This is a genomic window from Streptomyces sp. NPDC101166 (assembly GCF_044768125.1).
Classification (GTDB): Bacteria; Actinomycetota; Actinomycetes; order Streptomycetales; family Streptomycetaceae; genus Streptomyces.
In genome coordinates this window covers 39,339-65,627 of the sequence record NZ_JBIWPF010000013.1, presented here as the reverse complement: position 1 = coordinate 65,627, position 26,289 = coordinate 39,339, and the positions used below count along the sequence as shown (strand labels likewise).

The window sequence follows — 26,289 nt, the reverse complement described above, 5'->3', positions numbered from 1 at the left end:
GTCACCGTCCCCCGCCCCAGCACTGTCCTCGATCCGCCCGCCCGGTCCCGGCGGCGGCCGGCGCAGCGCCTGGGGGTAGAGCTGTCCCCACCCCGGACGTCCACCGCCCTCCACCGACAACGCCCTTGCCGCGACGTTGACTTGAGGTATGTCCACACCACAAGCGACGCTCGTGCCTCACGTTACTACCGGCCCTGCCTTCGCGGTCCGGCTGCGCTCCCTGACCAAGGTCTACGGCGGGGGAGCGACGGCGGTCACCGCGCTGGACGACGTCCGTCACGACTTCCCGGCGGGCACCTTCACCGCGGTGATGGGGCCTTCGGGCTCCGGCAAGTCCACCCTCATGCACTGTGCGGCGGGCCTGGAGCCGGTCACCTCGGGCAGCGTCGAGATCGGGGAGCGGGACATCACCGGCTGGTCGGAGCGACGCCTCACCCTGCTGCGGAGGCGGCACATCGGTTTCGTCTTCCAGAACTTCAATCTCGTCCCCGCGCTGACCGTGGCGGACAACGTGGCGCTGCCGGTACGCCTGAGCGGCCGCCGTCCCGACCGGGCGCGTCTGGACGATCTGCTCGCCAGGGTCGGGTTGTCCGACCGCCGCGCACATCGCCCCGCGGAACTCTCGGGCGGACAGCAGCAGCGGGTCGCCGTGGCGCGTGCGCTGTTCACCCAGCCCGAGGTCGTCTTCGCGGACGAGCCCACCGGCGCCCTGGACCGTGCCTCCGGTCGTGACGTCCTCGCCTTGCTCCGGGACGCGGTGGACGGCCTCGGCACCACGGTGATCATGGTGACCCACGATCCACAGGCGGCGGCCTGGGCCGACCAGGTGCTGGTCCTCGCGGACGGACGACTCGCCGACCGCCTCCACGGCCGTCAGGTCACGGCAGAGACGATCGCGGCCCGCCTGGCCGCCCTGGGGGACTGAACGGTGTTCTCGCTGGTGACGAATTCCTTCCGCGCCCGGATCGGCCAGTACGCGGGCTCACTCCTGGTGGTCGTCATGACGTCCGCCCTCCTCACCACGCTCGCCACGATCCTGGACCGGGTCCGGACGGCCGGCCTGGGACCCGGAGCGGTGCGGTCGGCGGAGTCCCTCATGGGGCTCGTGGGCAGCACGTCCGGTCTCGCCGCACTCCTCCTGGTCGCCAACACCTTCTCCCTGGTGGTGGACCAGCGGCTGCGGGAGATCGGCGTCCTGCGGACCGTCGGAGCCACGCCGTCCCAGATCAGGCTCCAGATCGTCGGTGAGGCGCTGCTCCTCTCCCTGGCCGGCGGACTGGCCGGCGGGGTCCTCGGCACGGCCGGAACCGGCCCCGCGCTGGACTGGCTCGTCCGCAACGAGGTCGTCCCGACCGTTCCCGAGGCGCACTTCTCGGTGACGGGCGCGCTGACGGGGCCCCTGTGCACGGCTGTCATCGCCGTACTCGCGGCACTCACCGCGGTGCACCGCCCCCTCCGCATGGGCGCGCTGACCTCGCTGCGGGAGGCCGAGGTGCCGCGGCGCGCGATGCCCACCGGCCGGGTGATCTCCGTACTGCTGATGTTCGCGCTGGCACTGGCGGTCCACCAGCACTACGAGCACCGCTACGACGCCGACGCCGACGCCGGCGACGTGGTCGACGGGGCGATGGCTCTGGGCCTGATGCTGCTGCTGGCCGCCTGGTTGCTCCTGCCGGTGCTCGTGCGCCCCCTCATGGCCGTCGGCGCTCGCCCGGGCCGGGTGCTGTCCCGGTACACGGGGCGTATGGCGACGGTGAACGCCGTGAGCGCGCCGCGGCGGACGGCGGCCATGACCGGGCCGGTGCTCATCGCCGTCGGCCTGAGCGCGATGTTGCTCTGCTCAGCGGGCGCAGCTGGAGCGCTCGAGGGCGCGGAGGCCCGCGGGGCGGCGAGCACGCGGACCGCCGAGCCGTCTGAAGCGGCCGCACGGGCCGGCGGCGCCCTGGTGGGCCTCGACCAGGAGGACTTGGCCACGGCCGAGGCGACCCTTCAACGGCGCCGGAACGCGGTGGGCATCAAGGTGCTGATGGCGCCCCTGATCGTCTTCTCCGGCGTCGGCATCCTCAACACACTGCTGCTGGCCACCCGGCAGCGGCGCCGGGAGTTCGCGGTGCTGCGCCTCACCGGCGGTACGACCGGGCAGTTGCTGCGGATGCTCCTGTGGGAGTCGCTGGCCGTGGTGGTCGCGGGCGTCGCCACCGCGGGCGCGGTGGTCGGCGTCTTCCTCGCGGTGCTGTCCCGGCGGCTGACCCCGTTCGGCGTGGAGACGGCAGCGGCCCTGCCCTGGGGTCAGCTGACGTGGGTGGTGACGGGCTGCACCGCCCTGGGCCTGCTGGGGGTGCTGATCCCGGCCCGTTCCGCCCTGCGGACGAAGGCGGTGAGGGCGACGCGGACCGCGGACTGAGGAACGGCGGCGGGAGGTGCGCCGTTGAGCACCTAGCCGTTGTTGTGCGCGTACGGCAGATTCCCGGTCGCCTTGGAGGGATGCCTCGCTATCTGTTCCTGGGAGGCCAGTTGCCCGTGGCGCACAGTTCCATGTAGTCGGCCACGGGGAGGTGGGTCGGAGGGAAGTGCGCTGCGCCGGCGTGGGGGACGACGACGACCGAGGTGAACGCCTTACGAAATTCTGCGCACCGGAGCGGGACATCGCCGGCGCGGGCATGAAAAAGGACGGCGCAGGAGCCAGAATGCAGGCCGCCGAGTCGGCGGTGAAGCGAATCGTCGATATTCGGGAGTCGACGGAGACGGCCTTCCTGGGAAACCCTCAGAGGGCTCCTCGGCTGCACATCGGACGCCGGGCTGCCGAGCACATTCAGGACATGCCCGAGGCGCAGGGCGGCTCAGGGGCTAGGTGCGACCGGTGCACTCCTAAGCAACGTCAGTTCACGGATGTGGGACGTGTCCAGGCGGGCCAGGGACGAGGTCAGGCCGTCGAGGAAGACCACCCTGCCCATGTTGTTGTGGGCGTACAGAAGGTTTCCCGTCGCCTCGTGCCCGCCGATCTCCCGGCGCAGCCAGATCACGCCCCGGGTGTCCGGGCCGAATTCCGACATCGCCTTGACCACGTCGTCCCAGGTGTCGGCCGGGGTGTGGGTGAATCCGGCGAAGTAGCGGCGCATCAGGCGGGCGACCCAGCCGGGGGCCTCGTCGGAGGGGCGCCAGGGGAGGGGGGTGGAAGGCGCGCCGGAGATCAGTGAATGGACGGCGACGGTGCAGCCGCGGGCGTTGATGCGACGTGGCTGGCCCTGGACCCGCGCCGCCGCCTCCGTGGAGGAGGCGGGCGGGGCCATGTCGGCGAGCGGGTCGGCGGGCGCCGGGTGGAAGGGGGCGGTGCCGTCCTTGGGGACCACGATCGAGGCCGCCAGCATCGGCGTCCGCGGATATCCGGGTTGGGGCACTGTCCGGCAGGGCAGCAGCCACGCCGTGGCCGTCTCGTGGACCGGGTGCGCCGTGGCCGGCTCGACGAGACCGCCGTAGACGAGACGGAGCCAGTCCGTCGCCCGCTGCGTCGGGTCCGGCAGCTCAGCCACGGCCACGGCCGCCACGAGCGCCACCGGTACCAGGGGGGGCGGTCAGACCCTCGTCCCAGGGGGCGACCATCATGCGGATCCGCTCTCGGTGCTCGACGCCGCGGGACCAGGTTCCGGGCCAGGCGGGCCCGCCCACCGAGGCCCCGGCCAACGCCCCCGCCAGTGCCGCGATCGAGTCCGAGTCGCCCGACGACCATGCCGCCCGGCGCAGCGCGGTCACCGGCTCTTCGGGGAAGAGGAGGAAGCAGTACAGGCCCGCCGCGAGGGCTTCCTCGGCGATCCAGCCCGCGCCGACCGCCGCGCACGGGTCCTGTTCCGGATCCGGGGTGCGCAGTGCCGCCTCGACGGTGTCCAGGGCGCGCAGGCACTCGTCCCAGCCATGTGCGATGTACGCCGCCGGGTCCGAGGCCCCCGCCCGCTGCGCAAGGTCCCCGAGCCATGCGGTGTGGTAGGTCGTCCGCGACTTCAGGGCGTAGTGGCGCAGCCAGTGGAGGAGCTCCACCGGAGCGCAGTTGTGGGTGAGGAGCCAGACGGCGTGGGCGGTCAGGTCGCTGGCGGCGAGCGCGGTGGGATGTCCGTGCGTCAGCGCTGCCTGCAACTGGGCTGCTCCGGCCCGCTGTTCGGCGCTCAGGCCCGGCGTCAGGCCGACCGGGGCGACCCGCATGTTGGCACCGCAGCCCTTGGACCCCAGCACGCTGGCCGCCTGCCACGGCCCGCCGCGTTCGAGAGCGGCACAGGCGTTCAGGCACGTCTGCCCCGGCGCGCGGTTGTTGTCGGGGGAGCGCAGCCACCGCACGAAGTGGGCCCGCAGAGCCGGTTCGAGCGTCTCGGCGGAGAACGGCGCGGTGGTGTCCCGCGTGACGTCCACCAGCGCCTCCCCGACGGCCAGGGCCATCTGGGTGTCGTCGGTCACCAGGGCCACACCGTCGGTGAAGGGCAGCTCCAGATCCCGCCAGGCGCCGTACCGGGCGGCCATCTGCTGCAAGGTGAGGAACTCGGTCGGGTAACCCAACGCGTCCCCGATGGCCAGGCCGACCATCGAGCCCGACGGGCCGTTCTTGACCCGGTCCAGACGCCATTCCTTCCCGGCGAGATCGTCGACGACGATGATGCTCGGCGCCTCGGTGAGCGAGCCGGGGACGACATGACTGCGGGGGCTGAAGGGCGAGTCGCGGATCATTTCGGCGAGGGCCTGGGTGGGGGGCAGTCCACGCTGCTTGGCGTCGCGCAGCCGCCGGCCCCACACGCCGAACTCGTTGTGCGCCGCTGGGCTCGCGTCGCTGCGGATCCGGACGCCTCCGGCTTGGTCCTCGTCGTTGGCCCACACGTAGCCGATCACCCGGTCATCGGTGTCGGCCACGGCCAGGTACACGACCGGCTTGCCCGTGTGGCGGGCGTAGCGCGGCGGCCCCCCCGTCACCACGAACGGCAGGTCGGCCTCGAAGCGGGGATTCTTTCTCGGTTGCGGTTCCATATGCGTCCGTTCTAGCTTCCCGGCAGCACTTCGCCGTAGATCTGGTACTGGCCATTTTCGTCTTTGAAGGCCCGGGTGACTTTGTAACTCATCCCCCGACCGAGCAACAACTCCCGCTCGGTCACTCCGAAATCGCTGACCTTCTCGATCCACGCCCCGTGCGTGCCTTCGGGAACACGAAGGCGCAGAATCGCGTCTTTACCTTCGAAACTCGGCACCGGATGGTTTCCGAGGGAGCTCGACGTGTATCCAGGGTCCGGCACTTTCCGGCCCACGAGGTCCTCGATTTGGTCGAATTCGAGGTGGCTGATCCCAGTGCCCCGCACCACCATGACGTCCTCCGGAATCGGATTGCCGGCGAGCGCACGGTCGACCTCGTCGATGTTGCGCAGCACCTCCGGGGTGCCGTAGTCGGCATTGCCGCGCAGAAAGCCGTTCATCTCCTTGTACGTGGCGGAGCCGGGCGCACCCGGGATCGGGGGCTCCTTGCTGTAGTCCCGGAGGGCGTCCTTGGCCGACTCCGGGAGGTTTTCCACATAGTGGTTCCACTGGTCCCGGCCGTACGAGATCGCCGCGTCGGGGTCCTTGAACGACACCGCGCCGTCCGCCAACTCGGCGGCGGCCACCTCGTGTCGCTGTGCCTCGGTGAGGTTGTCCCAGACGTCGTCCGGGACGTGCGGAGAGTGCTGGAAGCCGCCCTCCGGCTTCCCGCCGTTGAGGTCCCTGATCTCCGGATAGTTCTCGTCCAGAAATTTCTGCGCCGCAGCCGGGTCCATCGAGTCCGAGTGGAGTGTGCGACCGGACGGCGCCAGATCGTCGCCGAGCCGCATCCCCCTGGACGCCAGGTTCGAGGCGCCGGCCTCCAGCCCCTCCTTCACGCCCAGGCGGATGCCGGTCCGGGCCAGTCCCGCGCCCTTCGTCCCGATCAGTTCCGGCAGGAGGCGGCCGATGAACTCGGAGGGGTCCTTCTTGAAGCCGTCCACCGTCGCCTGGACGACGCGTTCGGGGTGGGCGGCGGTGGAGACGAGACCGGCGAGCGTCATGTTGACGTTCTGTACGTACGCCGCCGGGTGCGTGAGGTTGTACGGGTCGACGGGGTTCAGGCCGCGGACGAAGTTGAGCAGGCCCGCGGTGCCCTTGAGCGCACCGCCGACGACATGGGTCAGCTCGGTGTTGAGGGCCTGGTAGCCGTCGATCAGGTTGTCGCCGAGCCGGTCCAGGGGCGGCGGTTCGGCGGGGGCGTGCGCGAGGGCGGCCTTGACCTTGGCCTGCGTCTCGGAGGCGACGGCGTTGCGCTGCTTGCGGGCTTGCGCGAGTTTCTCCCGCGCGGCCCTGATGTCGGCTATACCGGGATCGTGGAACGGCGGGGGCTGCGGACCGGGGTCCTGATCCGCCTTGATCTTGGCGTTGTAGGCGTCGACCTTCTTGTTGTACGCCTCCACGGCGTCCACCGAGGCCTTCTTGCCCTGCTTGTAGAGGGAGACGGCCTCCTTGGCCTGGGCCTGCGCCCAGGCGACGGTCTCCGCGAAGGAGTCCAGCGCCCCGGCGGCCATCTCACAGGCGTCGGCGGCGTGCAGCCACTTCGTGGGGTGCACGCCGAACTTCTCCCGGAAGGCGTCACCGCCCTCGCCCTTCCAGCCGGAGGAGTCGACCTGCTTCATTCCGGCGCCGACCTTGTCGAAGGCGGCCTGGAAGTCCTTCAGGTGCTTGGCGCTCGCCCGGATCCTCGCCGGTTTGCCGTGGACGAGCTCGTCCGCCTGCTCGGTCTCGCCGAGCTGCTGCTCGCCGGGCATCGCGCCGAGGCCGGCCGCGAGCTCGTCGCCGAAGTCCTCCACCGCGTCGGCGGCGTCGTGCAGCCCGACGTAGTCGAGTCCGTCGCCGAGCTTGTCGGTGCCGTAGTCGACGGCCTCGCCGACCTTCTTCTTGCCCTCGTCGATGAGGTTCTCGCCGTACTCGAGGCCGCTGTTGATGCCGCCCTTGATGTCGTCGACGATGCCCACTACCGCTCGCCCCCGGCCTGCTGCTGGGCGGCCGCGGCCTGCGCACGCGCCTCGGGCGAGGGACCGAAGGTGTCGTCGAGCATCCGGTCGTACTCGGCCTCGGACACCCCCAGGGTCTCGTGCACGTTCTCGGGGTTGAGGCCGAGGGGACCGACGGTGCGCGAGGTCATCACGTCACGGCCGGCGTCCTTCCAGCCCTGCTTGATGTTCTCGCCCGCCCGGTCCCACGACTCCTGGCTGTAGTCGACGTTGCCGCCCCACACACCCGACTCGGCGATGTCGCCCCAGCCCATCTGCGTGACCTCGTCCTCGGAGGCGTACGGGTTGCCGATGGCGGCATTGGTGACGACCTTGAACGTGCCCTCGACGTACTCCTCGGTCTCGTGGAGAGTGCCGGCCGCCAGACCCGTTTTGACGGCGAACGCGTTGCCCTCGTTGACCAGCGAGCGCACCCCCCACTCCCAGCGCTCGCAGAACGACCCGAACGTCTCGGTCAGCCCCTCGTGCCCCAGATCCAGCCCGGTCAGGGCGATGTCACCGAAGCCGCGCCCGGCCCCGGCCATGCCGACCATGCCCAGTTCCTTCAGCTCACCGAGCGCCTCGGTCAGCCCCTTGGCCACCAGGTCCAGGCCGACCGCCTTCAGATCGGGAACCCCGCCGCCCTGCCTCGGGAACCAACCCCCCCTAGCCGGAAAACCACCACCGCTCACCGGCACGCCATCCTCGTTCACGCGACATCCCCCTCTTCACGGTCGACGGCGGCCTCGTCCGGCACGACACCCCGCACGGGCGGGAACACCACGCCGTCCGGGCCGTCCGCGCAGTCCAGCGCCACTCCGCAGGGCACGCCCGCCGCGGGCACCGCCACGTCCAGCAGGCGTGCGCCGAGGATCGTCTGGTAGACCCACTCGCGGTGGTACTCGCCGCGCGCCTGGGCGTAGCGGGCCAGGGCCGGGCCGTCGGAGAAGGCCAGGATGAACCGGACGCCGTTCAGGTCGGCGGTGAGCAGGCCCCATTCGTGGTCGGGACCGGGCCCGTCGCCCAGGGGCACCAGCACGGGCGTGCGCCGGAACTCCTCCATTACCTCCAGGAACCGCTGCCGACGGGCCTCGGCCTCGGGATCGTCGAGGACAGGCTCGTCGAGGGCGGGATCGTCGAGCGCGGGCTCCGGACCGGGCGCCCCGGCGATCGGTCCGGAGCCCGGATCAGGCCACGGGCCCCGGACCACGGGTCGTTCTTCCCGTGGTGGCGCCGTCATCTCCGCGTAGTCGTCGAGCCGTGACCTCGGAACCTTCTTCTCCGGCGGTTCGCTCGCCCCGCCCCCGTGCTCAGACATGCGGATGATTATGGCGACCGTGGATGACGGGAAAGCGCCCAACCCCGGCATGCGCGTGGGTTGCGCACCGCTTGCACACAACGTGGAGCGCCTGTTTGACCTGCGTCACGTCCGGGGTATTCTCTCCGGCTCGATTGGCGTAGATCCCGCCCCGTATGGCAGACTAGCGGGGTTGCTCGGTCGAGTGTTGATGCTGCGCGCCTCCCGCCGGGAGGACCGGAAGCAAGTCCCACAGTACTCGTCGCCCCAACTGCCTCACGGCAGCGCTGGAGCGGACGTACGGGAATCTTTCGGGAAGTGTCAGTGCGCCACTGGCCAGGCACCCGGTGGGCTTCCGCCCCCGGCCTGCGGTTCCGGAAGGGCCGTGTTTCCCGGACGAGGGATGCTCGAACAAGGGGCATCCGTGTCAGCGGGGGCGCGACACACCCGACCGCGTGGGTCGGAGGGGCGGGTCATGGAACACCGGGTTCCAGAGCGTTAAACGAGACAAAGGACTACTGAGTAGCCATGGCGGGACAGAAGATCCGCATCCGGCTCAAGGCCTACGACCACGAGGTCATCGACTCCTCGGCGAAGAAGATCGTCGAGACGGTGACCCGCACTGGTGCGTCGGTCGCGGGCCCGGTGCCGCTGCCCACTGAGAAGAACGTGTACTGCGTCATCAAGTCGCCGCACAAGTACAAGGACTCGCGCGAGCACTTCGAGATGCGCACGCACAAGCGCCTGATCGACATCCTCGACCCGACCCCCAAGACCGTTGACTCTCTGATGCGACTCGACCTCCCGGCCGGTGTCGACATCGAGATCAAGCTCTGAAGGCCGGTGATCTGAGAATGGCTAAGCAGATCAAGGGCATCCTGGGCGAGAAGCTCGGCATGACGCAGGTGTGGGACGAGAACAACCGCGTTGTTCCGGTCACCGTCGTCAAGGCCGGCCCCAACGTCGTCACCCAGGTCCGCACGAACGACGTCGACGGCTACGAGTCCGTCCAGATCGCGTTCGGCGAGATCGACCCGCGCAAGGTGAACAAGCCCCTCAAGGGCCACTTCGCCAAGGCCGACGTCACTCCCCGCCGCCACCTCGTCGAGATCCGTACCGCTGACGCCAGCGAGTACACCCTCGGCCAGGAGATCACCGCTGAGGTGTTCGAGGCCGGCCTCAAGGTCGACGTGACCGGCAAGAGCAAGGGCAAGGGCTTCGCCGGTGTCATGAAGCGTCACAACTTCAAGGGCCTCGGCGCCGGACACGGCACCCAGCGCAAGCACCGCTCCCCCGGCTCCATCGGTGGCTGCGCCACCCCGGGCCGCGTGTTCAAGGGCCTCCGCATGGCGGGTCGCATGGGCAACGAGCGCGTCACCACCCAGAACCTGACCGTCCACGCCGTTGACGCGGAGAAGGGTCTGCTGCTCATCAAGGGCGCTGTCCCCGGTCCGAACGGCGGCCTCGTCCTGGTCCGCACCGCGGCCAAGGGGGCCTGAGGTAACCGATGAGCACTGTTGACATCCTTTCGCCTGCCGGCGAGAAGACCGGTAGCGTCGAGCTCCCCGCGGAGATCTTCGGCGTGGAGAAGGTCAGCATCCCGCTGATCCACCAGGTCGTCGTCGCGCAGAACGCGGCTGCCCGTCAGGGCACGCACAAGACCAAGACCCGCGGTGAAGTCCGTGGTGGCGGCAAGAAGCCGTACCGCCAGAAGGGCACCGGCCGCGCCCGTCAGGGCTCGACCCGCGCCCCGCAGTTCGCCGGCGGTGGCGTCGTGCACGGTCCCGTGCCGCGTGACTACTCGCAGCGGACCCCGAAGAAGATGAAGGCTGCCGCGCTGCGTCACGCCCTCACCGACCGGGCCCGCCACAACCGCATCCACGTCGTCACCGGCGTGATCGAGGGCGAGACCCCCTCCACCAAGGCCGCCCGGTCGCTGTTCGGCAAGATCTCGGAGCGCAAGAACCTGCTCCTGGTCGTCGACCGCGCCGACGAGGCCGCGTGGCTGTCCGCCCGCAACCTGCCCCAGGTCCACATCCTGGAGCCGGGCCAGCTGAACACGTACGACGTGATCGTCTCGGACGATGTGGTCTTCACCCAGGCCGCTTTCGAGTCCTTCGTCGCCGGCCCGAACAAGGCCAACGACACCGAAGGGAGCGAGGTCTGATGGCTATCCGTCACCCCGCTATCGCCTCGAAGGCTGCCAAGAAGGCCAAGGAAGCGCGCCTGAAGAAGGCCCGCCGCCACGCCGCCGAGGGCAAGAACACCGTCGTCACCGCGCCCAGCAAGGCGTACACGGACCACCGTGACGTGCTGCTGAAGCCGGTCGTGTCGGAGAAGAGCTACGCGCTCCTCGACGAGAACAAGTACACGTTCATCGTCGACCCGAACGCCAACAAGACCCAGATCAAGCAGGCCGTCCAGGCGGTCTTCTCGGTCAAGGTCACCGGGGTCAACACGATCAACCGTCAGGGCAAGCGCAAGCGGACCCGCACGGGCTTCGGCCAGCGTGCCGCCACGAAGCGCGCGATCGTGACCCTTGCTGAGGGCGACCGTATCGACATCTTCGGCGGTCCGACCGCCTGAGGGCGGTCCGGATCGTCCGATATCGGACGAGGACTGAAAAATGGGAATCCGCAAGTACAAGCCGACTACGCCGGGCCGTCGTGGCTCCAGCGTCGCCGACTTCGTCGAGGTCACGCGGTCCACGCCGGAGAAGTCGTTGGTCCGCCCCCTGCACAGCAAGGGTGGCCGTAACAACTCCGGTCGTGTGACCGTCCGCCACCAGGGCGGTGGCCACAAGCGCGCCTACCGCGTGATCGACTTCCGTCGTCACGACAAGGACGGCGTGCCGGCGAAGGTCGCGCACATCGAGTACGACCCCAACCGCACCGCGCGCATCGCGCTGCTGCACTACGCCGACGGCGAGAAGCGCTACATCCTCGCCCCGCGCAACCTGCAGCAGGGCGACCGCGTCGAGAACGGTCCCGGGGCCGACATCAAGCCGGGCAACAACCTGGCGCTCCGCAACATCCCGGTCGGTACCACGATCCACGCGATCGAGCTCCGTCCCGGTGGCGGCGCCAAGTTCGCCCGCTCCGCCGGCGCCTCGGTGCAGCTGCTCGCGAAGGAGGGCTCGATGGCCCACCTGCGCATGCCGTCCGGTGAGATCCGCCTGGTCGACCAGCGCTGCCGCGCCACGGTCGGCGAGGTCGGCAACGCCGAGCAGAGCAACATCAACTGGGGCAAGGCCGGCCGCAAGCGCTGGCTGGGCGTCCGCCCGACCGTTCGCGGTGTGGCGATGAACCCGGTTGACCACCCCCACGGTGGTGGTGAGGGCAAGACCTCCGGTGGTCGCCACCCGGTCAGCCCCTGGGGTCAGAAGGAGGGTCGTACTCGTTCGCCGAAGAAGGCTTCGAACAAGTACATCGTCCGCCGCCGCAAGACGAACAAGAAGCGCTAGGAGCGGGTTTAGATGCCGCGCAGTCTCAAGAAGGGACCCTTCGTCGACGGCCACCTCGTGAAGAAGGTGGACGCCCAGAACGAAGCCGGTACCAAGAACGTCATCAAGACCTGGTCCCGTCGCTCGATGATCGTCCCCAGCATGCTGGGCCACACGATCGCGGTGCACAACGGCAAGACCCACATTCCGGTGTTCGTCACCGAGTCGATGGTCGGCCACAAGCTCGGCGAGTTCTCGCCGACGCGCACCTTCCGGGGTCACGTCAAGGACGACCGGAAGTCGAAGCGCCGCTAGTAGCGGGGTGGAATGACCATGACAGACACTGGAAGGACAACCATGGAAGCCAGGGCCCAGGCGCGGTACATCCGCGTCACGCCCATGAAGGCCCGCCGCGTGGTGGACCTTATCCGTGGCATGGACGCCACGGAGGCTCAGGCGGTCCTGCGTTTCGCCCCGCAGGCCGCGAGCGTGCCGGTCGGCAAGGTGCTGGACAGCGCCATCGCCAACGCCGCGCACAACTACGACCACACTGACGCCGACAGCCTCTACATCTCCGAGGCCTACGTCGACGAGGGCCCGACCCTGAAGCGGTTCCGTCCGCGTGCCCAGGGCCGTGCCTACCGGATCCGCAAGCGGACCAGCCACATCACCGTGGTCGTCAGCAGCAAGGAAGGAACCCGGTAATGGGCCAGAAGGTAAACCCGCACGGGTTCCGGCTCGGTGTCACGACCGACTTCAAGTCGCGTTGGTACGCCGACAAGTCCTACAAGGAGTACGTCGGGGAAGACGTCGCCATCCGTCGGATGATGACGTCCGGCATGGAGCGCGCCGGCATCTCGAAGGTTGAGATCGAGCGCACCCGTGACCGCGTCCGCGTCGACATCCACACCGCCCGGCCGGGCATCGTCATCGGCCGTCGCGGCGCGGAGGCCGACCGTATCCGCGGCGACCTGGAGAAGCTGACCAAGAAGCAGGTCCAGCTGAACATCCTCGAGGTCAAGAACCCCGAGACGGACGCTCAGCTGGTCGCTCAGGCCGTCGCCGAGCAGCTCTCCTCCCGCGTCTCCTTCCGTCGGGCCATGCGCAAGAGCATGCAGTCCGCCATGAAGGCCGGCGCCAAGGGCATCAAGATCCAGTGCGGCGGCCGCCTCGGTGGCGCCGAGATGTCCCGCTCGGAGTTCTACCGCGAGGGCCGTGTGCCCCTGCACACGCTCCGCGCGAACGTGGACTACGGCTTCTTCGAGGCCAAGACGACCTTCGGCCGCATCGGCGTGAAGGTCTGGATCTACAAGGGCGACGTCAAGAACATCGCCGAGGTCCGCGCCGAGAACGCTGCTGCCCGCGCCGGCAACCGCCCGGCCCGTGGCGGCGCCGACCGCCCGGCCCGTGGTGGCCGCGGTGGCGAGCGTGGCGGTCGCGGTCGCAAGCCGCAGCAGGCTGCCGGCGCCGAGGCCCCCAAGGCCGAGGCCCCCGCGGCTGCTCCGGCTGAGAGCACCGGAACGGAGGCCTGACCGAAATGCTGATCCCCCGTAGGGTCAAGCACCGCAAGCAGCACCACCCGAAGCGCAACGGTATGTCCAAGGGTGGAACGCAGGTTGCGTTCGGCGAGTACGGCATCCAGGCGCTGACCCCGGCGTACGTGACGAACCGCCAGATCGAAGCGGCTCGTATCGCCATGACCCGTCACATCAAGCGTGGCGGCAAGGTCTGGATCAACATCTACCCGGACCGCCCGCTCACGAAGAAGCCGGCCGAGACCCGCATGGGTTCCGGTAAGGGTTCTCCGGAGTGGTGGATCGCCAACGTCAAGCCCGGACGCGTGATGTTCGAGCTGTCGTACCCCAACGAGAAGATCGCGCGCGAGGCCCTGACCCGTGCGGCTCACAAGCTGCCGATGAAGTGCAAGATCGTCAAGCGCGAGGCAGGTGAAGCGTGATGTCGGCCGGTACCAAGGCGTCAGAGCTGCGCGAGCTGGGCAACGAGGAGCTTCTCGCGAAGCTCCGCGAGTCCAAGGAAGAGCTGTTCAACCTCCGCTTCCAGGCGGCGACCGGACAGCTCGAGAACCACGGCCGTCTGAAGGCGGTCCGCAAGGACATCGCGCGGATCTACACCCTGATGCGCGAGCGTGAGCTGGGCATCGAGACGGTGGAGAACGCCTGATGAGCGAGAACAACGTGACTGAGAACGCAGAGGCGCGCGGCTTCCGCAAGACCCGTGAGGGTCTCGTCGTCAGCGACAAGATGGACAAGACCGTCGTCGTCGCCGTCGAGGACCGTGTGAAGCACGCGCTGTACGGCAAGGTCATCCGCCGTACGAACAAGCTCAAGGCCCACGACGAGCAGAACGCCGCGGGTGTCGGCGACCGCGTCCTCCTGATGGAGACCCGGCCGCTGTCCGCGACGAAGCGCTGGCGCGTCGTCGAGATCCTCGAGAAGGCCAAGTAGGTAATTCCCGCAAGGGAATTCCAGCAAGTAGGCCTGCGGCAAACCCCGCAGGACAGTTCCGCCAGGCTCGGCAGGGGTCCTCGTCGTGAGGCCCCTGCCGGGAACCGGCAGACAAACAGGAGATAGACGTGATCCAGCAGGAGTCGCGACTGCGTGTCGCCGACAACACTGGTGCGAAGGAGATCCTTTGCATCCGTGTGCTCGGTGGCTCCGGTCGCCGCTACGCGGGCATCGGTGACGTCATCGTCGCCACCGTCAAGGACGCGATCCCCGGTGGCAACGTGAAGAAGGGTGACGTCGTCAAGGCGGTCATCGTTCGCACCGTCAAGGAGCGCCGCCGTCCGGACGGCTCGTACATCCGCTTCGACGAGAACGCCGCCGTCATTCTGAAGAACGACGGCGACCCTCGTGGCACCCGCATCTTCGGCCCGGTCGGGCGTGAGCTGCGCGAGAAGAAGTTCATGAAGATCATCTCGCTGGCTCCGGAGGTGCTGTAAGCATGAAGATCAAGAAGGGCGACCTGGTCCAGGTCATCACCGGTAAGGACAAGGGCAAGCAGGGCAAGGTCATCGCGGCCTTCCCCCGCGAGGACCGCGTCCTGGTCGAGGGTGTCAACCGGGTCAAGAAGCACACCAAGGCCGGGCCGACCGCCAAGGGTTCGCAGGCCGGCGGGATCATCACCACCGAGGCGCCGATCCACGTCTCCAACGTCCAGCTGGTCGTTGAGAAGGACGGCAACAAGGTCGTGACCCGCGTCGGTTACCGCTTCGATGACGAGGGCAACAAGATCCGCGTTGCCAAGCGGACGGGTGAGGACATCTGATGGCTACCACCACGACCCCGCGTCTGAAGCAGAAGTACCGCGAGGAGATCGCGGGCAAGCTGCGTGACGAGTTCAAGTACGAGAACGTCATGCAGATCCCCGGCCTCGTCAAGATCGTGGTCAACATGGGTGTGGGCGACGCCGCCCGCGACTCCAAGCTGATCGAGGGCGCCATCCGCGACCTCACCACGATCACCGGTCAGAAGCCGGCCGTCACCAAGGCCCGCAAGTCCATCGCGCAGTTCAAGCTGCGTGAGGGCCAGCCGATCGGTGCCCACGTCACGCTCCGTGGCGACCGCATGTGGGAGTTCCTGGACCGCACCCTGTCGCTCGCGCTGCCGCGCATCCGCGACTTCCGCGGCCTGTCCCCCAAGCAGTTCGACGGCCGTGGCAACTACACCTTCGGTCTCACCGAGCAGGTCATGTTCCACGAGATCGACCAGGACAAGATCGACCGCGTCCGGGGTATGGACATCACCGTGGTGACCACGGCGACCAACGACGCTGAGGGCCGCGCGCTCCTTCGTCACCTCGGCTTCCCCTTCAAGGAGGCGTGAGCGAGATGGCGAAGAAGGCTCTGATCGCGAAGGCTGCTCGCAAGCCCAAGTTCGGCGTGCGTGGCTACACGCGCTGCCAGCGCTGCGGCCGTCCCCACTCCGTGTACCGCAAGTTCGGCCTGTGCCGCGTGTGCCTTCGTGAGATGGCTCACCGTGGCGAGCTGCCGGGCGTGACCAAGAGCTCCTGGTAATTCCCTAGTTCAGGGTTTATCCGGGCTCTCGGTAAGCATCTGGGTCGGCAGGAGCCCATCCCCTCATGCCTTAGGCTTGTGGGGTTGGGCGCTTGCCGCGCCCGTACGACTTACTACGCCGTAGGTCCACCGCGCCGCACCCGTCCCGTCTCGGATCGGGGAGAGGGATGGCGCACCAGGAAACCCCGGCGAGAGAGGCCACAGGCCAATTCATGACCATGACTGATCCGATCGCAGACATGCTTACGCGTCTGCGGAACGCGAACTCGGCGTACCACGACTCCGTGACGATGCCGGCATCGAAGATCAAGTCTCACATCGCGGAGATCCTCCAGCAGGAGGGCTTCATCACGGGCTGGAAGGTCGAGGACGCCGAGGTCGGCAAGAACCTCGTCCTGGAGCTGAAGTTCGGCCCCAACCGTGAGCGCTCCATCGCGGGCATCAAGCGGATCTCCAAGCCCGGTCTCCGGGTTTACGCGAAGTCCACCTCCCTGCCCAAGGTGCTCGGTGGCCTCGGCGTGGCGATCATCTCCACGTCGCACGGTCTCCTCACCGACAAGCAGGCCGGCAAGAAGGGCGTAGGCGGAGAAGTTCTCGCCTACGTCTGGTAGCGGAAGGGAACGGAGGAAACAGCTATGTCGCGCATTGGCAAGCTCCCCATCACGGTTCCCGCCGGCGTGGACGTCACCATCGACGGCCAGACGGTCTCGGTCAAGGGTCCCAAGGGAACGCTGACCCACACCGTCGTCGCGCCGATCGAGATCGCCAAGGGTGAGGACGGCGTTCTGAACGTCACCCGCCCCAACGACGAGCGTCAGAGCAAGGCCCTGCACGGCCTGTCCCGCACGCTGGTGGCGAACATGATCACCGGCGTGACCCAGGGTTACGTGAAGAAGCTCGAGATCAGCGGTGTCGGTTACCGCGTGACCGCCAAGGGTTCGAACCTCGAGTTCGCGCTCGGTTACAGCCACCCGATCCTCGTCGAGGCCCCCGAGGGCATCACCTTCACCGTGGAGGCCCCGACCCGTTTCTCGGTCGCGGGTATCGACAAGCAGAAGGTCGGCGAGGTTGCGGCGAACATCCGCAAGCTGCGCAGGCCCGACCCGTACAAGGCCAAGGGCGTCAAGTACGAGGGCGAAGTCATCCGCCGCAAGGTCGGAAAGGCGGGTAAGTAAGCCATGGCATACGGGCAGAAGATCCTGAAGGGCGACGCCTACAAGCGCGCCGCGATCAAGCGCCGTCACATCCGGATCCGCAAGCGGATCAACGGTACGGCGGAGCGTCCCCGTCTGGTCGTGACCCGCTCCAACCGCCACATCGTGGCGCAGGTGATCGACGACCTCAAGGGCCACACTCTGGCTTCGGCGTCCACGCTGGACACGTCGATCCGCAGTGGCGAGGGCGACAAGTCCGCGCAGGCCAAGCAGGTCGGCGCCCTGGTCGCCGAGCGCGCCAAGGCCGCCGGTGTCGAGGCTGTCGTGTTCGACCGTGGTGGCAACCAGTACGCCGGGCGCATCGCCGCCCTGGCGGACGCCGCCCGCGAAGCCGGGCTCAAGTTCTGAGCCTGCCGTAGCTAGCGGAAACAGAGAGAGGTAATTCCAATGGCTGGACCCCAGCGCCGCGGTGGCGGTGCCGGTGGCGGCGAGCGGCGGGACCGGAAGGGCCGTGACGGCGGCGCTGCTGCCGCCGAGAAGACCGCGTACGTTGAGCGCGTCGTCGCGATCAACCGCGTCGCCAAGGTTGTGAAGGGTGGTCGTCGCTTCAGCTTCACCGCGCTGGTCGTGGTGGGCGACGGTGACGGCACCGTGGGTGTCGGTTACGGCAAGGCCAAGGAGGTGCCGGCCGCCATCGCCAAGGGTGTTGAGGAGGCCAAGAAGCACTTCTTCAAGGTCCCCCGTATCCAGGGCACCATCCCGCACCCGATCACGGGTGAGAAGGCGGCGGGCGTCGTCCTGCTCAAGCCGGCTTCCCCCGGTACCGGCGTCATCGCCGGTGGCCCGGTGCGTGCCGTGCTCGAGTGCGCCGGCGTTCACGACATCCTGTCGAAGTCGCTCGGTTCGTCGAACGCGATCAACATCGTGCACGCGACCGTGGAGGCCCTGAAGGGCCTGCAGCGTCCCGAGGAGATCGCGGCTCGCCGTGGTCTGCCCCTCGAGGACGTCGCTCCCGCGGCCCTGCTGCGTGCGCGTGCCGGGGCTGGTGCTGCGTAATGGCTCAGCTCAAGATCACGCAGACGAAGTCGTACATCGGCAGCAAGCAGAACCACCGCGACACTCTGCGTTCCCTGGGCCTCAAGCGCCTGGGTGACGTGGTCGTCAAGGAGGACCGCCCCGAGTTCCGCGGCATGGTGCACACCGTCCGCCACCTCGTGACGGTCGAGGAGGTCGACTGATCATGGCGGAGAACAACCCGCTCAAGATCCACAACCTCCGTCCCGCCCCCGGCGCCAAGACCGCCAAGACCCGTGTCGGTCGTGGTGAGGCGTCGAAGGGTAAGACGGCCGGTCGTGGTACCAAGGGCACGAAGGCCCGCTACCAGGTTCCGGAGCGCTTCGAGGGCGGCCAGATGCCGCTGCACATGCGCCTCCCGAAGCTGAAGGGCTTCAAGAACCCGTTCAAGACCGAGTTCCAGGTCGTGAACCTCGACAAGCTGGCGGCTCTGTACCCGGAGGGTGGCGAGGTCACCGTCGAGGGTCTCGTCGCCAAGGGCGCCGTTCGCAAGAACAGCCTCGTCAAGGTCCTCGGCCAGGGCGAGATCTCCGTGGCGCTGCAGGTGACGGTCGACGCCGTCTCCGGCTCCGCCAAGGAGAAGATCACCGCCGCCGGCGGTACCGTCACCGAGCTCGTCTGAGCCCATCAGGCGTCTCGATGACTTGAGCGATCCCGACCGGGGATACCCCACAAATGGGGTATCCCCGGTTGGTCGTTCCTAGGGCGGCGGTGTCGCCGGTAAGGTGACCTGCACTGCCCACTTTCACAAGGTGCGCGCAAACGGGCACCTTGAGCGGCAGTCGTCCGTTACACCTGTCGTTGTTCTTATTGGACCTTCAAGACCGTCACCCTTGACGCAGTTGCGCGGGGGTCGCAGGAGGCACCGTGCTCACCGCGTTCGCCCGGGCGTTCAAGACGCCCGACCTGCGCAAGAAGCTGCTCTTCACGCTCGGCATCATCGTGGTCTACCGGGTGGGTACGCATGTACCGATCCCCGGCGTCGACTACACGTCCGTCCAGCGCTGCGTGGACGAGGCGTCCGGCAACCAGGGCCTCTTCGGGCTGGTGAACATGTTCAGCGGCGGTGCGCTGCTGCAGATCACGGTCTTCGCGCTGGGCATCATGCCGTACATCACGGCGAGCATCATCCTTCAGCTGCTGACCGTGGTCATCCCGCGCCTGGAAGCCCTCAAGAAGGAGGGACAGGCCGGCACCACGAAGATCACGCAGTACACCCGCTACCTGACCGTGGCGCTCGCCATCCTGCAGGGCACCGGCCTGGTGGCCACCGCCCGCAGCGGCGCCCTCTTCTCCGGCTGCACGGTCGCGAGCCAGATCGTCCCGGACCGCGCGATCTTCACCACCGTCACCATGGTCATCTGCATGACCGCCGGCACGGCCGTCGTCATGTGGCTCGGTGAGCTCATCACCGACCGCGGCATCGGCAACGGCATGTCGATCCTGATGTTCATCTCGATCGCCGCGACCTTCCCGTCGGCGCTGTGGGCCATCAAGAAGCAGGGCACCCTGGCGGGCGGCTGGATCGAGTTCGGCACGGTGATCGCCGTGGGCCTGGTCATGATCGGCCTGGTGGTCTTCGTCGAGCAGGCCCAGCGCCGCATCCCGGTCCAGTACGCCAAGCGCATGATCGGCCGCCGGTCCTACGGCGGGACCTCGACGTACATCCCGCTGAAGGTCAACCAGGCGGGCATCATCCCTGTGATCTTCGCCTCGTCGCTGCTCTACATCCCGGCGCTGGTGGCTCAGTTCGCCGGCGGCACCGCGGGCTGGAAGACCTGGATCGAACAGAACCTCGCAAAGCCCGACGCGCCCGCGCACATCACGCTCTACTTCTTCTTGATCATCTTCTTCGCGTTCTTCTACGTGGCCATCTCGTTCAACCCCGAGGAAGTGGCCGACAACATGAAGAAGTATGGTGGCTTCATCCCGGGCATCCGGGCTGGCCGACCGACCGCTGAGTACCTGAGCTACGTACTCAACCGGATCACCTGGCCGGGCTCGCTGTATCTGGGGCTGATCGCTCTCGTCCCGACAATGGCGTTGGCCGGCTTCGATGCGAACCAGAACTTCCCGTTCGGCGGGACCAGCATCCTGATCATCGTGGGTGTCGGCCTGGAGACGGTGAAGCAGATCGAGAGCCAGCTTCAGCAGCGCAATTACGAAGGGTTCCTCCGCTGATGCGAATCGTCCTCGTCGGGCCGCCGGGCGCCGGAAAGGGAACGCAGGCCACGCGCCTGGCCGAGAAGCTGCGCGTTCCGCACATCTCCACGGGCGACCTGTTCCGGACCAACATCAGCCGGCAGACGGAACTCGGGAAGCTCGCGAAGTCCTACATCGACGCCGGTGACCTCGTCCCCGACGAGGTGACCATCGGCATGGCCAAGGACCGCATGGAGCAGCCGGACGCCGAGCGCGGCTTCCTGCTGGACGGCTTCCCCCGCAACGTCTCGCAGGCCGAGGCGCTGGACGAGCTCCTCACCACCGAGGGCATCAAGCTGGACGCGGTGCTGGACCTGGAGGCCCCCGAGGAGGAGGTCGTCAAGCGGATCGCCGGCCGGCGCATCTGCCGCAACGACTCCGCCCACGTCTTCCACGTGACGCACAAGAAGCCGGCCAAGGACGGCGTCTGCGACGTGTGCGGCGGCGAGCTGTACCAGCGCGGCGACGACACCGAGGAGACGGTGCGCACGCGGCTGGAGGTCTACCACACGCAGACCGAGCCGATCATCAGCTACTACGAGGCGCAGGGCCTGGTCACCACGATCTCCGCCCTGGGCGAGGTCGCCGAGGTCACCGAGCGCGCCCTGGCGGCGCTGCCCCAGCTGGAAGACCCCGCGCACTCCCACTGAGCGCTTCTGGCAGAAGCCCCCGGCGTCCCGCGCATCCGCGCTCGGACTCCGGGGGTTTCTTCGTCGGGCGGGCGCGTATCCTGGAGTGCCGCGAGACGAGTGGCCAGGAGGCGCGACCGAGCATGGTGCAGATCAAGACCCCCGAGCAGATCGCCAAGATGCGTGCGGCGGGGCTGGTCGTCGCCGCGATCCACGCGGCCACCCGTGAGGCCGCGGTGCCCGGGGCCACGACGAAGGACCTGGACGAGGTCGCCCGCAAGGTGCTCGCGGAGAACGGCGCGAAGTCGAACTTCCTCGGCTACGGCGGCTTCCCCGCGACCATCTGCACCTCGGTGAACGACGTGGTCGTCCACGGGATCCCCTCCGACGAGGTCGTCCTGAAGGACGGGGACGTCATCTCCATCGACTGCGGCGCGATCGTGGACGGCTGGCACGGTGACGCCGCCTACACGGCGTTCGTGGGCTCGGGGCACTCCCCGGAGCTGATCGAGCTCTCCCGGGTGACCGAGGAGTCGATGTGGGCCGGCATCGCGGCCATGAAGCAGGGCAACCGGCTCGTCGACGTCTCCCGTGCCATCGAGACGTACATCCGCCGTCAGCCGAAGCCCGGCGGCGGCCGCTACGGCATCATCGAGGACTACGGCGGCCACGGCATCGGCACCGAGATGCACATGGACCCGCATCTGCTGAACTACGTGGACCGCCGGCGCGGCAAGGGCCCCAAGCTGGTCACCGGCTTCTGCCTCGCCATCGAGCCGATGGTCTCCCTCGGCACCCCGAAGACCGAGGTCCTCTCGGACGACTGGACCGTCATCACGACGGACGGCACCTGGTCCTCCCACTGGGAGCACTCCGTCGCCCTGACGGACGAAGGCCCCCTGGTCCTGACGGCTCCCGACGGAGGCAGGGCGAAGCTGGCGGAGTACGGCGTCACGGCCGCGCCGGACCCTCTTGCATGATGTGGGCCACGGTGGGGCAGGCTTTCTCGATTCGTGTTTCTGGGTGCGCTGACGTAGACTGACTCGTCGGCTCTTGTGCACCCGCATGTCTGCATGCGATCGCTGCTCGCCAGCGAAAATGCCCGGGAGTCGATCAAGGTAGTCGATTCGAAGGGCGAAGCGTGGCCAAGAAGCAAGGTGCCATCGAGATCGAGGGCACTGTCGTCGAGTCTCTGCCGAACGCCATGTTCAAGGTCGAGCTCCAGAACGGCCACCAGGTCCTGGCACACATCAGCGGCAAGATGCGTATGCACTACATCCGTATCCTCCCTGACGACCGGGTCGTGGTGGAGCTGTCTCCGTACGACCTGACGCGTGGCCGGATCGTCTACCGCTACAAGTAGATCTTGCCAAAACCCCGTGCGCCGCTCGGTGTGCGGGGCTGTCGGCAACTGACCCGGAGAACCTCATCACATGAAGGTCAAGCCGAGCGTCAAGAAGATCTGCGACAAGTGCAGGGTGATCCGCCGTCACGGTCGGGTCATGATCATTTGCGACAACCCGCGCCACAAGCAGCGCCAGGGCTGATCCCACTCTGATCACCCTCTGCATCGATATCGCAGAGACTTCGCGCGACGCGAGCTGAATATGTTCATACGCAGGGCCCAGGCGGATTCGACACCCGTCTGACACCCCCGGTTCGGAGGCCGGGGACCCAGTCGTACCAACTCTTTCCGAGGGAAGAGGCCGGCGGCTGGGAGCCGGTTCTGTGGAAGACCTCCGAAGATCACCAGGAGCCATTGAAATGGCACGCGTTTCCGGTGTTGACATCCCGCGCGAAAAGCGCGTGGAGGTCGCCCTCACCTACGTGTTCGGCATCGGCCGGACCCTCTCGCAGGAGACGCTGGCTGCGACCGGCGTCGACCCGAACACCCGTGTTCGCGACCTGAGCGAAGAGCAGCTGGTCGCCATCCGCGAGTACGTCGACAACAACATCAAGACCGAGGGTGACCTCCGTCGCGAGATCCAGGCCGACATCCGCCGCAAGGTTGAGATCGGCTGCTACCAGGGTCTTCGTCACCGTCGCGGTCTGCCCGTCCGCGGTCAGCGCACCAGCACCAACGCCCGCACCCGCAAGGGCCCGCGTCGCGCCATCGCCGGCAAGAAGAAGCCGGGCAAGAAGTAGTCCGCAGCGGACTCGCCGTCCAGCGGTCTTCGCTGTAGGACCGACCACCTCCCGTAGGAGTTTTCGACATGCCCCCCAAGGGACGTCAGGGCGCAGCCAAGAAGGTGCGCCGCAAGGAAAAGAAGAACGTCGCGCACGGCCAGGCGCACATCAAGAGCACGTTCAACAACACGATCGTGTCCATCACGGACCCGGCCGGCAACGTGATCTCGTGGGCCTCCGCCGGTCACGTCGGTTTCAAGGGCTCGCGCAAGTCCACGCCGTTCGCCGCGCAGATGGCCGCCGAGTCGGCTGCCCGTCGCGCTCAGGAGCACGGCATGCGCAAGGTCGACGTCTTCGTCAAGGGCCCGGGCGCCGGTCGTGAGACCGCCATCCGTTCCCTGCAGGCCACGGGCCTCGAGGTCGGCTCCATCCAGGACGTCACCCCGACCCCGCACAACGGCTGCCGTCCGCCCAAGCGCCGCCGCGTCTGACGCACGGTCGTCTTCAAGGTTCGCGGGCGGTACGGCTCTTCGGGGGCGTGCCGCCCGTACCCTTGCAGGAGTAGTGACACCGGGTTCCCCCCGGTGAGCCAGGACGTCAAATAGCGGGCGTCCATGACTGAAGGAATCCAACATGCTGATCGCTCAGCGTCCCTCGTTGACCGAAGAGGTCGTCGACGAGTTCCGCTCCCGGTTCGTCATCGAGCCGCTGGAGCCGGGCTTCGGTTACACCCTCGGCAACTCCCTGCGCCGGACCCTCCTCTCCTCGATCCCGGGTGCGGCGGTCACGTCCATCCGCATCGACGGCGTGCTGCACGAGTTCACCACCGTGCCGGGCGTCAAGGAGGACGTCACCGACCTGATCCTCAACATCAAGCAGCTGGTCGTCTCCTCGGAGCACGACGAGCCGGTCGTGATGTACCTGCGCAAGCAGGGCCCGGGTCTGGTCACCGCCGCCGACATCGCGCCCCCGGCCGGTGTCGAGGTCCACAACCCCGACCTCGTCCTCGCCACGCTCAACGGCAAGGGCAAGCTGGAGATGGAGCTGACGGTCGAGCGCGGCCGCGGTTACGTCTCCGCCGTGCAGAACAAGCAGGTCGGCCAGGAGATCGGCCGTATCCCGGTCGACTCCATCTACTCGCCGGTCCTCAAGGTCACGTACAAGGTCGAGGCGACCCGTGTCGAGCAGCGCACCGACTTCGACAAGCTGATCGTCGACGTCGAGACCAAGCAGGCGATGCGGCCGCGCGACGCCATGGCGTCCGCCGGTAAGACGCTCGTCGAGCTGTTCGGTCTCGCCCGTGAGCTGAACATCGACGCCGAGGGCATCGACATGGGTCCGTCCCCGACGGACGCCGCCCTCGCCGCGGACCTGGCGCTGCCGATCGAGGAGCTGGAGCTCACCGTTCGGTCGTACAACTGCCTCAAGCGTGAGGGCATCCACTCCGTGGGTGAGCTCGTCGCCCGCTCCGAGGCCGACCTCCTGGACATCCGCAACTTCGGTGCGAAGTCCATCGACGAGGTCAAGGCGAAGCTGGCCGGCATGGGCCTGGCGCTCAAGGACAGCCCGCCCGGATTCGACCCCACCGCTGCGGCGGACGCGTTCGGCGCGGACGACGACGCGGACGCCGGGTTCGTCGAGACCGAGCAGTACTGAGAGCTCGGGACCGACTGCCGGTTCTTGGCTGCCGGCCCGCTGTGGCTGGTCGCGCAGTTCCCCGCGCCCCTGTGGGGCGCGGGTCTCCGACGAGCAAACCCGCTCGCTCGGATACTGACCCCGGTACCTGATACGGCCGGGGCAGACACACAGGAGAAGAACAATGCCGAAGCCCACCAAGGGTGCCCGTATGGGCGGCAGCGCCGCGCACGAGAAGCTGCTCCTCGCGAACCTCGCGAAGAGCCTCTTCGAGCACGGCCGCATCACCACCACCGAGGCGAAGGCCCGCCGCCTGCGCCCGTACGCCGAGCGTCTGGTCACCAAGGCGAAGAAGGGCGACCTTCACAACCGCCGTCAGGTGCTCCAGGTCATCACGGACAAGAGCGTCGTCCACACGCTCTTCACCGAGATCGGCCCGCGTTACGAGAACCGTCCGGGTGGCTACACCCGCATCACCAAGATCGGTAACCGCCGTGGCGACAACGCGCCCATGGCCGTCATCGAGCTGGTCGAGGCGCTGACGGTGGCGCAGGAGGCGACCGGCGAGGCCGAGGCCGCGACGAAGCGCGCGGTCAAGGAGGCCGAGGAGGCCAAGGTCGAGGAGACCAAGGCCGACGAGGCCGCCGAGGAGTCCAAGGACGCGTAAGCGTTCTGCCGGGGACTGATTCGTCGGCGGGTGCGGCTCCGTCGTGGCTTGTCGCGCAGTTCCCCGCGCCCCCGAAGGGCGTTTGCGGGCCCGTTCCTTTCGAGGAGCGGGCCCGCTCTCGTGTTCTTGAGAGGATCTGTACGTGAGTGATGAAGTAGCGCCCGGGTACGTGCGGGTGCGCCTCGATCTTTCCTATGACGGCACCGAGTTCTCCGGGTGGGCCAAGCAGGCCGGCGGGCGGCGGACCGTGCAGGGGGAGATCGAGGACGCGCTGCGGACCGTCACCCGGTCCCGGGAGACGTACGAGCTGACCGTGGCCGGGCGGACCGACGCCGGGGTGCACGCCCGGGGGCAGGTCGCGCACGTCGATCTGCCGGAGCAGGTCTGGCGTGAGCACCACGAGAAGCTGCTGAAGCGGCTCGCCGGCCGGCTGCCCAGGGATGTGCGGGTGTGGGCGCTGCGGGAGGCGCCCGACGGCTTCAACGCGCGGTTCTCGGCGGTGTGGCGGCGCTACGCGTACCGGGTCACCGACAACCCGGGCGGCGTCGACCCCTTGCTGCGCGGCCATGTGCTGTGGCACGACTGGCCGCTCGACGTCGACGCGATGAACGAGGCCGCGCGGCGGCTGCTCGGCGAGCACGACTTCGCGGCCTACTGCAAGCGGCGCGAGGGGGCGACCACCATCCGCACGCTGCAGGAGCTGAGCCTGGTGCGGGGCGACGACGGGATCGTCACCGCGACCGTCCGCGCCGACGCCTTCTGCCACAACATGGTGCGCTCGCTCATCGGCGCGCTGCTGTTCGTCGGGGACGGGCACCGCGGGCCCGAGTGGCCGGGCAAGGTGCTCGCCGCGGGCGTCCGGGACTCCGCGGTGCACGTCGTACGGCCGCACGGGCTGACGCTGGAGGAGGTCGGCTACCCGGCCGACGAGCTGCTCGCCGCCCGCAACAAGGAGGCGCGCAACCGGCGGACGCTGCCCGGTGCGGCCGGGTGCTGCTGACGGG

General features: G+C 68.2%; 38 protein-coding genes. 33 read left to right on the top strand and 5 right to left on the bottom strand.

Annotated elements, in window-relative coordinates; genetic code table 11:
• Positions 1–148: 148 nt before the first annotated feature.
• Both ACIRS4_RS23270 and ACIRS4_RS23265 read left to right on the top strand, forming a co-directional pair.
• Positions 149–925, top strand: a complete 777-nt coding sequence (locus ACIRS4_RS23270; protein WP_404199058.1) for an ABC transporter ATP-binding protein — start codon at positions 149–151, stop codon at positions 923–925.
• Positions 926–940: 15 nt separating this feature from the next.
• On the top strand, positions 941–2,404 hold the full coding sequence (locus ACIRS4_RS23265; protein WP_404199056.1) for an FtsX-like permease family protein: 1,464 nt from the start codon (positions 941–943) through the stop codon (positions 2,402–2,404).
• Positions 2,405–2,840: 436 nt separating this feature from the next.
• Here the strand turns inward: ACIRS4_RS23265 and ACIRS4_RS23260 are convergent, their stop codons facing one another.
• From ACIRS4_RS23260 to ACIRS4_RS23240, 5 genes are all read right to left on the bottom strand, one after another.
• Positions 2,841–3,530, bottom strand: coding sequence for a toxin glutamine deamidase domain-containing protein (locus ACIRS4_RS23260; protein WP_404199053.1), 690 nt, complete (start codon positions 3,528–3,530; stop codon positions 2,841–2,843).
• The gene (locus ACIRS4_RS23255) at positions 3,523–4,569 is read right to left on the bottom strand and encodes an ADP-ribosylglycohydrolase family protein (RefSeq protein ID WP_404199498.1); all 1,047 of its coding nucleotides are present in this window, start codon (positions 4,567–4,569) and stop codon (positions 3,523–3,525) included. Before ACIRS4_RS23255 ends, ACIRS4_RS23260 begins: the two co-directional genes overlap by 8 nt.
• 446 nt (positions 4,570–5,015) lie before the next feature.
• Positions 5,016–7,004, bottom strand: coding sequence for a putative T7SS-secreted protein (locus ACIRS4_RS23250; protein ID WP_404199051.1), 1,989 nt, complete (start codon positions 7,002–7,004; stop codon positions 5,016–5,018).
• Positions 7,004–7,735 carry a hypothetical protein gene (locus ACIRS4_RS23245; protein ID WP_404199048.1) on the bottom strand — a complete coding sequence of 244 codons (732 nt, stop codon included), beginning with the start codon at positions 7,733–7,735 and terminating at the stop codon, positions 7,004–7,006. Before ACIRS4_RS23245 ends, ACIRS4_RS23250 begins: the two co-directional genes overlap by 1 nt.
• The gene (locus tag ACIRS4_RS23240) at positions 7,732–8,340 is read right to left on the bottom strand and encodes a hypothetical protein (RefSeq protein ID WP_404199045.1); all 609 of its coding nucleotides are present in this window, start codon (positions 8,338–8,340) and stop codon (positions 7,732–7,734) included. The genes ACIRS4_RS23245 and ACIRS4_RS23240 overlap by 4 nt, the downstream gene beginning before the upstream one ends.
• Positions 8,341–8,847: 507 nt before the next feature.
• On the opposite strand from ACIRS4_RS23240, the gene rpsJ reads away from it, so the two are divergent.
• The 31 genes from rpsJ (at position 8,848) to truA (ending at position 26,285) form a co-directional block, all read left to right on the top strand.
• Complete coding sequence (rpsJ, locus tag ACIRS4_RS23235) at positions 8,848–9,156, top strand: 30S ribosomal protein S10 (protein WP_003948644.1); 309 nt, start codon at positions 8,848–8,850, stop codon at positions 9,154–9,156.
• 17 nt (positions 9,157–9,173) lie between these two features.
• Complete coding sequence (gene rplC / locus ACIRS4_RS23230; RefSeq protein ID WP_393253876.1) at positions 9,174–9,818, top strand: 50S ribosomal protein L3; 645 nt, start codon at positions 9,174–9,176, stop codon at positions 9,816–9,818.
• Between the two features lie 8 nt (positions 9,819–9,826).
• A complete protein-coding gene (gene rplD, locus ACIRS4_RS23225; protein ID WP_130441053.1) occupies positions 9,827–10,486 on the top strand; it encodes a 50S ribosomal protein L4 in 660 nt (219 codons plus the stop codon).
• Positions 10,486–10,905: a 50S ribosomal protein L23 gene (gene rplW / locus ACIRS4_RS23220; RefSeq protein WP_351094523.1), complete on the top strand. Its 420-nt coding sequence runs from the start codon at positions 10,486–10,488 to the stop codon at positions 10,903–10,905. The genes rplD and rplW overlap by 1 nt, the downstream gene beginning before the upstream one ends.
• 40 nt (positions 10,906–10,945) lie before the next feature.
• The gene (gene rplB / locus ACIRS4_RS23215; RefSeq protein ID WP_030788280.1) at positions 10,946–11,782 is read left to right on the top strand and encodes a 50S ribosomal protein L2; all 837 of its coding nucleotides are present in this window, start codon (positions 10,946–10,948) and stop codon (positions 11,780–11,782) included.
• A 12-nt stretch (positions 11,783–11,794) separates the two neighbouring features.
• Entirely contained in the window at positions 11,795–12,076 is a 282-nt protein-coding gene (gene rpsS / locus ACIRS4_RS23210) for a 30S ribosomal protein S19 (RefSeq protein ID WP_055718840.1), read from the top strand.
• 42 nt (positions 12,077–12,118) lie between these two features.
• Positions 12,119–12,466 carry a 50S ribosomal protein L22 gene (gene rplV / locus ACIRS4_RS23205; protein WP_019329637.1) on the top strand — a complete coding sequence of 116 codons (348 nt, stop codon included), beginning with the start codon at positions 12,119–12,121 and terminating at the stop codon, positions 12,464–12,466.
• Positions 12,466–13,293 (top strand): 30S ribosomal protein S3, encoded by an 828-nt coding sequence (gene rpsC, locus ACIRS4_RS23200; protein ID WP_130441059.1) that lies wholly within the window; start codon positions 12,466–12,468, stop codon positions 13,291–13,293. Before rplV ends, rpsC begins: the two co-directional genes overlap by 1 nt.
• A 5-nt stretch (positions 13,294–13,298) precedes the next feature.
• On the top strand, positions 13,299–13,718 hold the full coding sequence (gene rplP / locus ACIRS4_RS23195; protein ID WP_003992362.1) for a 50S ribosomal protein L16: 420 nt from the start codon (positions 13,299–13,301) through the stop codon (positions 13,716–13,718).
• Positions 13,718–13,942, top strand: a complete 225-nt coding sequence (rpmC, locus tag ACIRS4_RS23190) for a 50S ribosomal protein L29 (RefSeq protein WP_030930505.1) — start codon at positions 13,718–13,720, stop codon at positions 13,940–13,942. Before rplP ends, rpmC begins: the two co-directional genes overlap by 1 nt.
• Entirely contained in the window at positions 13,942–14,226 is a 285-nt protein-coding gene (gene rpsQ, locus ACIRS4_RS23185) for a 30S ribosomal protein S17 (protein WP_067249205.1), read from the top strand. The genes rpmC and rpsQ overlap by 1 nt, the downstream gene beginning before the upstream one ends.
• 128 nt (positions 14,227–14,354) lie before the next feature.
• Positions 14,355–14,723, top strand: coding sequence for a 50S ribosomal protein L14 (gene rplN, locus ACIRS4_RS23180; protein WP_003998823.1), 369 nt, complete (start codon positions 14,355–14,357; stop codon positions 14,721–14,723).
• Positions 14,724–14,725: 2 nt separating this feature from the next.
• Entirely contained in the window at positions 14,726–15,049 is a 324-nt protein-coding gene (gene rplX / locus ACIRS4_RS23175; protein ID WP_358800133.1) for a 50S ribosomal protein L24, read from the top strand.
• Positions 15,049–15,606 carry a 50S ribosomal protein L5 gene (rplE, locus tag ACIRS4_RS23170; protein ID WP_016434630.1) on the top strand — a complete coding sequence of 186 codons (558 nt, stop codon included), beginning with the start codon at positions 15,049–15,051 and terminating at the stop codon, positions 15,604–15,606. The genes rplX and rplE overlap by 1 nt, the downstream gene beginning before the upstream one ends.
• A gap of 5 nt (positions 15,607–15,611) precedes the next feature.
• Positions 15,612–15,797: a type Z 30S ribosomal protein S14 gene (locus ACIRS4_RS23165; RefSeq protein WP_003948630.1), complete on the top strand. Its 186-nt coding sequence runs from the start codon at positions 15,612–15,614 to the stop codon at positions 15,795–15,797.
• 212 nt (positions 15,798–16,009) lie between these two features.
• On the top strand, positions 16,010–16,408 hold the full coding sequence (gene rpsH / locus ACIRS4_RS23160) for a 30S ribosomal protein S8 (RefSeq protein WP_013001411.1): 399 nt from the start codon (positions 16,010–16,012) through the stop codon (positions 16,406–16,408).
• A 24-nt stretch (positions 16,409–16,432) separates the two neighbouring features.
• On the top strand, positions 16,433–16,972 hold the full coding sequence (gene rplF, locus ACIRS4_RS23155) for a 50S ribosomal protein L6 (RefSeq protein WP_404199039.1): 540 nt from the start codon (positions 16,433–16,435) through the stop codon (positions 16,970–16,972).
• A gap of 3 nt (positions 16,973–16,975) precedes the next feature.
• Positions 16,976–17,359, top strand: a complete 384-nt coding sequence (gene rplR / locus ACIRS4_RS23150) for a 50S ribosomal protein L18 (RefSeq protein WP_351094518.1) — start codon at positions 16,976–16,978, stop codon at positions 17,357–17,359.
• 39 nt (positions 17,360–17,398) lie between these two features.
• A complete protein-coding gene (rpsE, locus tag ACIRS4_RS23145) occupies positions 17,399–18,007 on the top strand; it encodes a 30S ribosomal protein S5 (protein WP_013001409.1) in 609 nt (202 codons plus the stop codon).
• Positions 18,007–18,189: a 50S ribosomal protein L30 gene (gene rpmD, locus ACIRS4_RS23140; protein WP_009190145.1), complete on the top strand. Its 183-nt coding sequence runs from the start codon at positions 18,007–18,009 to the stop codon at positions 18,187–18,189. The genes rpsE and rpmD overlap by 1 nt, the downstream gene beginning before the upstream one ends.
• Positions 18,190–18,191: 2 nt before the next feature.
• The gene (gene rplO / locus ACIRS4_RS23135; RefSeq protein WP_003974249.1) at positions 18,192–18,647 is read left to right on the top strand and encodes a 50S ribosomal protein L15; all 456 of its coding nucleotides are present in this window, start codon (positions 18,192–18,194) and stop codon (positions 18,645–18,647) included.
• A 245-nt stretch (positions 18,648–18,892) separates the two neighbouring features.
• Positions 18,893–20,206 (top strand): preprotein translocase subunit SecY, encoded by a 1,314-nt coding sequence (gene secY / locus ACIRS4_RS23130; protein WP_404199035.1) that lies wholly within the window; start codon positions 18,893–18,895, stop codon positions 20,204–20,206.
• The gene (locus ACIRS4_RS23125) at positions 20,206–20,877 is read left to right on the top strand and encodes an adenylate kinase (RefSeq protein WP_404199033.1); all 672 of its coding nucleotides are present in this window, start codon (positions 20,206–20,208) and stop codon (positions 20,875–20,877) included. The genes secY and ACIRS4_RS23125 overlap by 1 nt, the downstream gene beginning before the upstream one ends.
• A gap of 122 nt (positions 20,878–20,999) precedes the next feature.
• A complete protein-coding gene (map, locus tag ACIRS4_RS23120) occupies positions 21,000–21,836 on the top strand; it encodes a type I methionyl aminopeptidase (RefSeq protein WP_404199030.1) in 837 nt (278 codons plus the stop codon).
• 161 nt (positions 21,837–21,997) lie between these two features.
• Positions 21,998–22,219, top strand: a complete 222-nt coding sequence (infA, locus tag ACIRS4_RS23115; protein ID WP_003948620.1) for a translation initiation factor IF-1 — start codon at positions 21,998–22,000, stop codon at positions 22,217–22,219.
• Between the two features lie 70 nt (positions 22,220–22,289).
• Positions 22,290–22,403, top strand: a complete 114-nt coding sequence (gene rpmJ / locus ACIRS4_RS23110) for a 50S ribosomal protein L36 (protein WP_003948619.1) — start codon at positions 22,290–22,292, stop codon at positions 22,401–22,403.
• Between the two features lie 217 nt (positions 22,404–22,620).
• A complete protein-coding gene (rpsM, locus tag ACIRS4_RS23105; RefSeq protein WP_030811707.1) occupies positions 22,621–23,001 on the top strand; it encodes a 30S ribosomal protein S13 in 381 nt (126 codons plus the stop codon).
• Between the two features lie 68 nt (positions 23,002–23,069).
• Positions 23,070–23,474, top strand: coding sequence for a 30S ribosomal protein S11 (gene rpsK, locus ACIRS4_RS23100; protein ID WP_010354218.1), 405 nt, complete (start codon positions 23,070–23,072; stop codon positions 23,472–23,474).
• A gap of 142 nt (positions 23,475–23,616) precedes the next feature.
• Complete coding sequence (locus ACIRS4_RS23095; RefSeq protein ID WP_003966937.1) at positions 23,617–24,639, top strand: DNA-directed RNA polymerase subunit alpha; 1,023 nt, start codon at positions 23,617–23,619, stop codon at positions 24,637–24,639.
• 163 nt (positions 24,640–24,802) lie between these two features.
• The gene (gene rplQ / locus ACIRS4_RS23090) at positions 24,803–25,285 is read left to right on the top strand and encodes a 50S ribosomal protein L17 (RefSeq protein WP_404199026.1); all 483 of its coding nucleotides are present in this window, start codon (positions 24,803–24,805) and stop codon (positions 25,283–25,285) included.
• A gap of 142 nt (positions 25,286–25,427) precedes the next feature.
• A complete protein-coding gene (gene truA / locus ACIRS4_RS23085; protein ID WP_404199023.1) occupies positions 25,428–26,285 on the top strand; it encodes a tRNA pseudouridine(38-40) synthase TruA in 858 nt (285 codons plus the stop codon).
• Positions 26,286–26,289 lie beyond the last annotated feature (4 nt).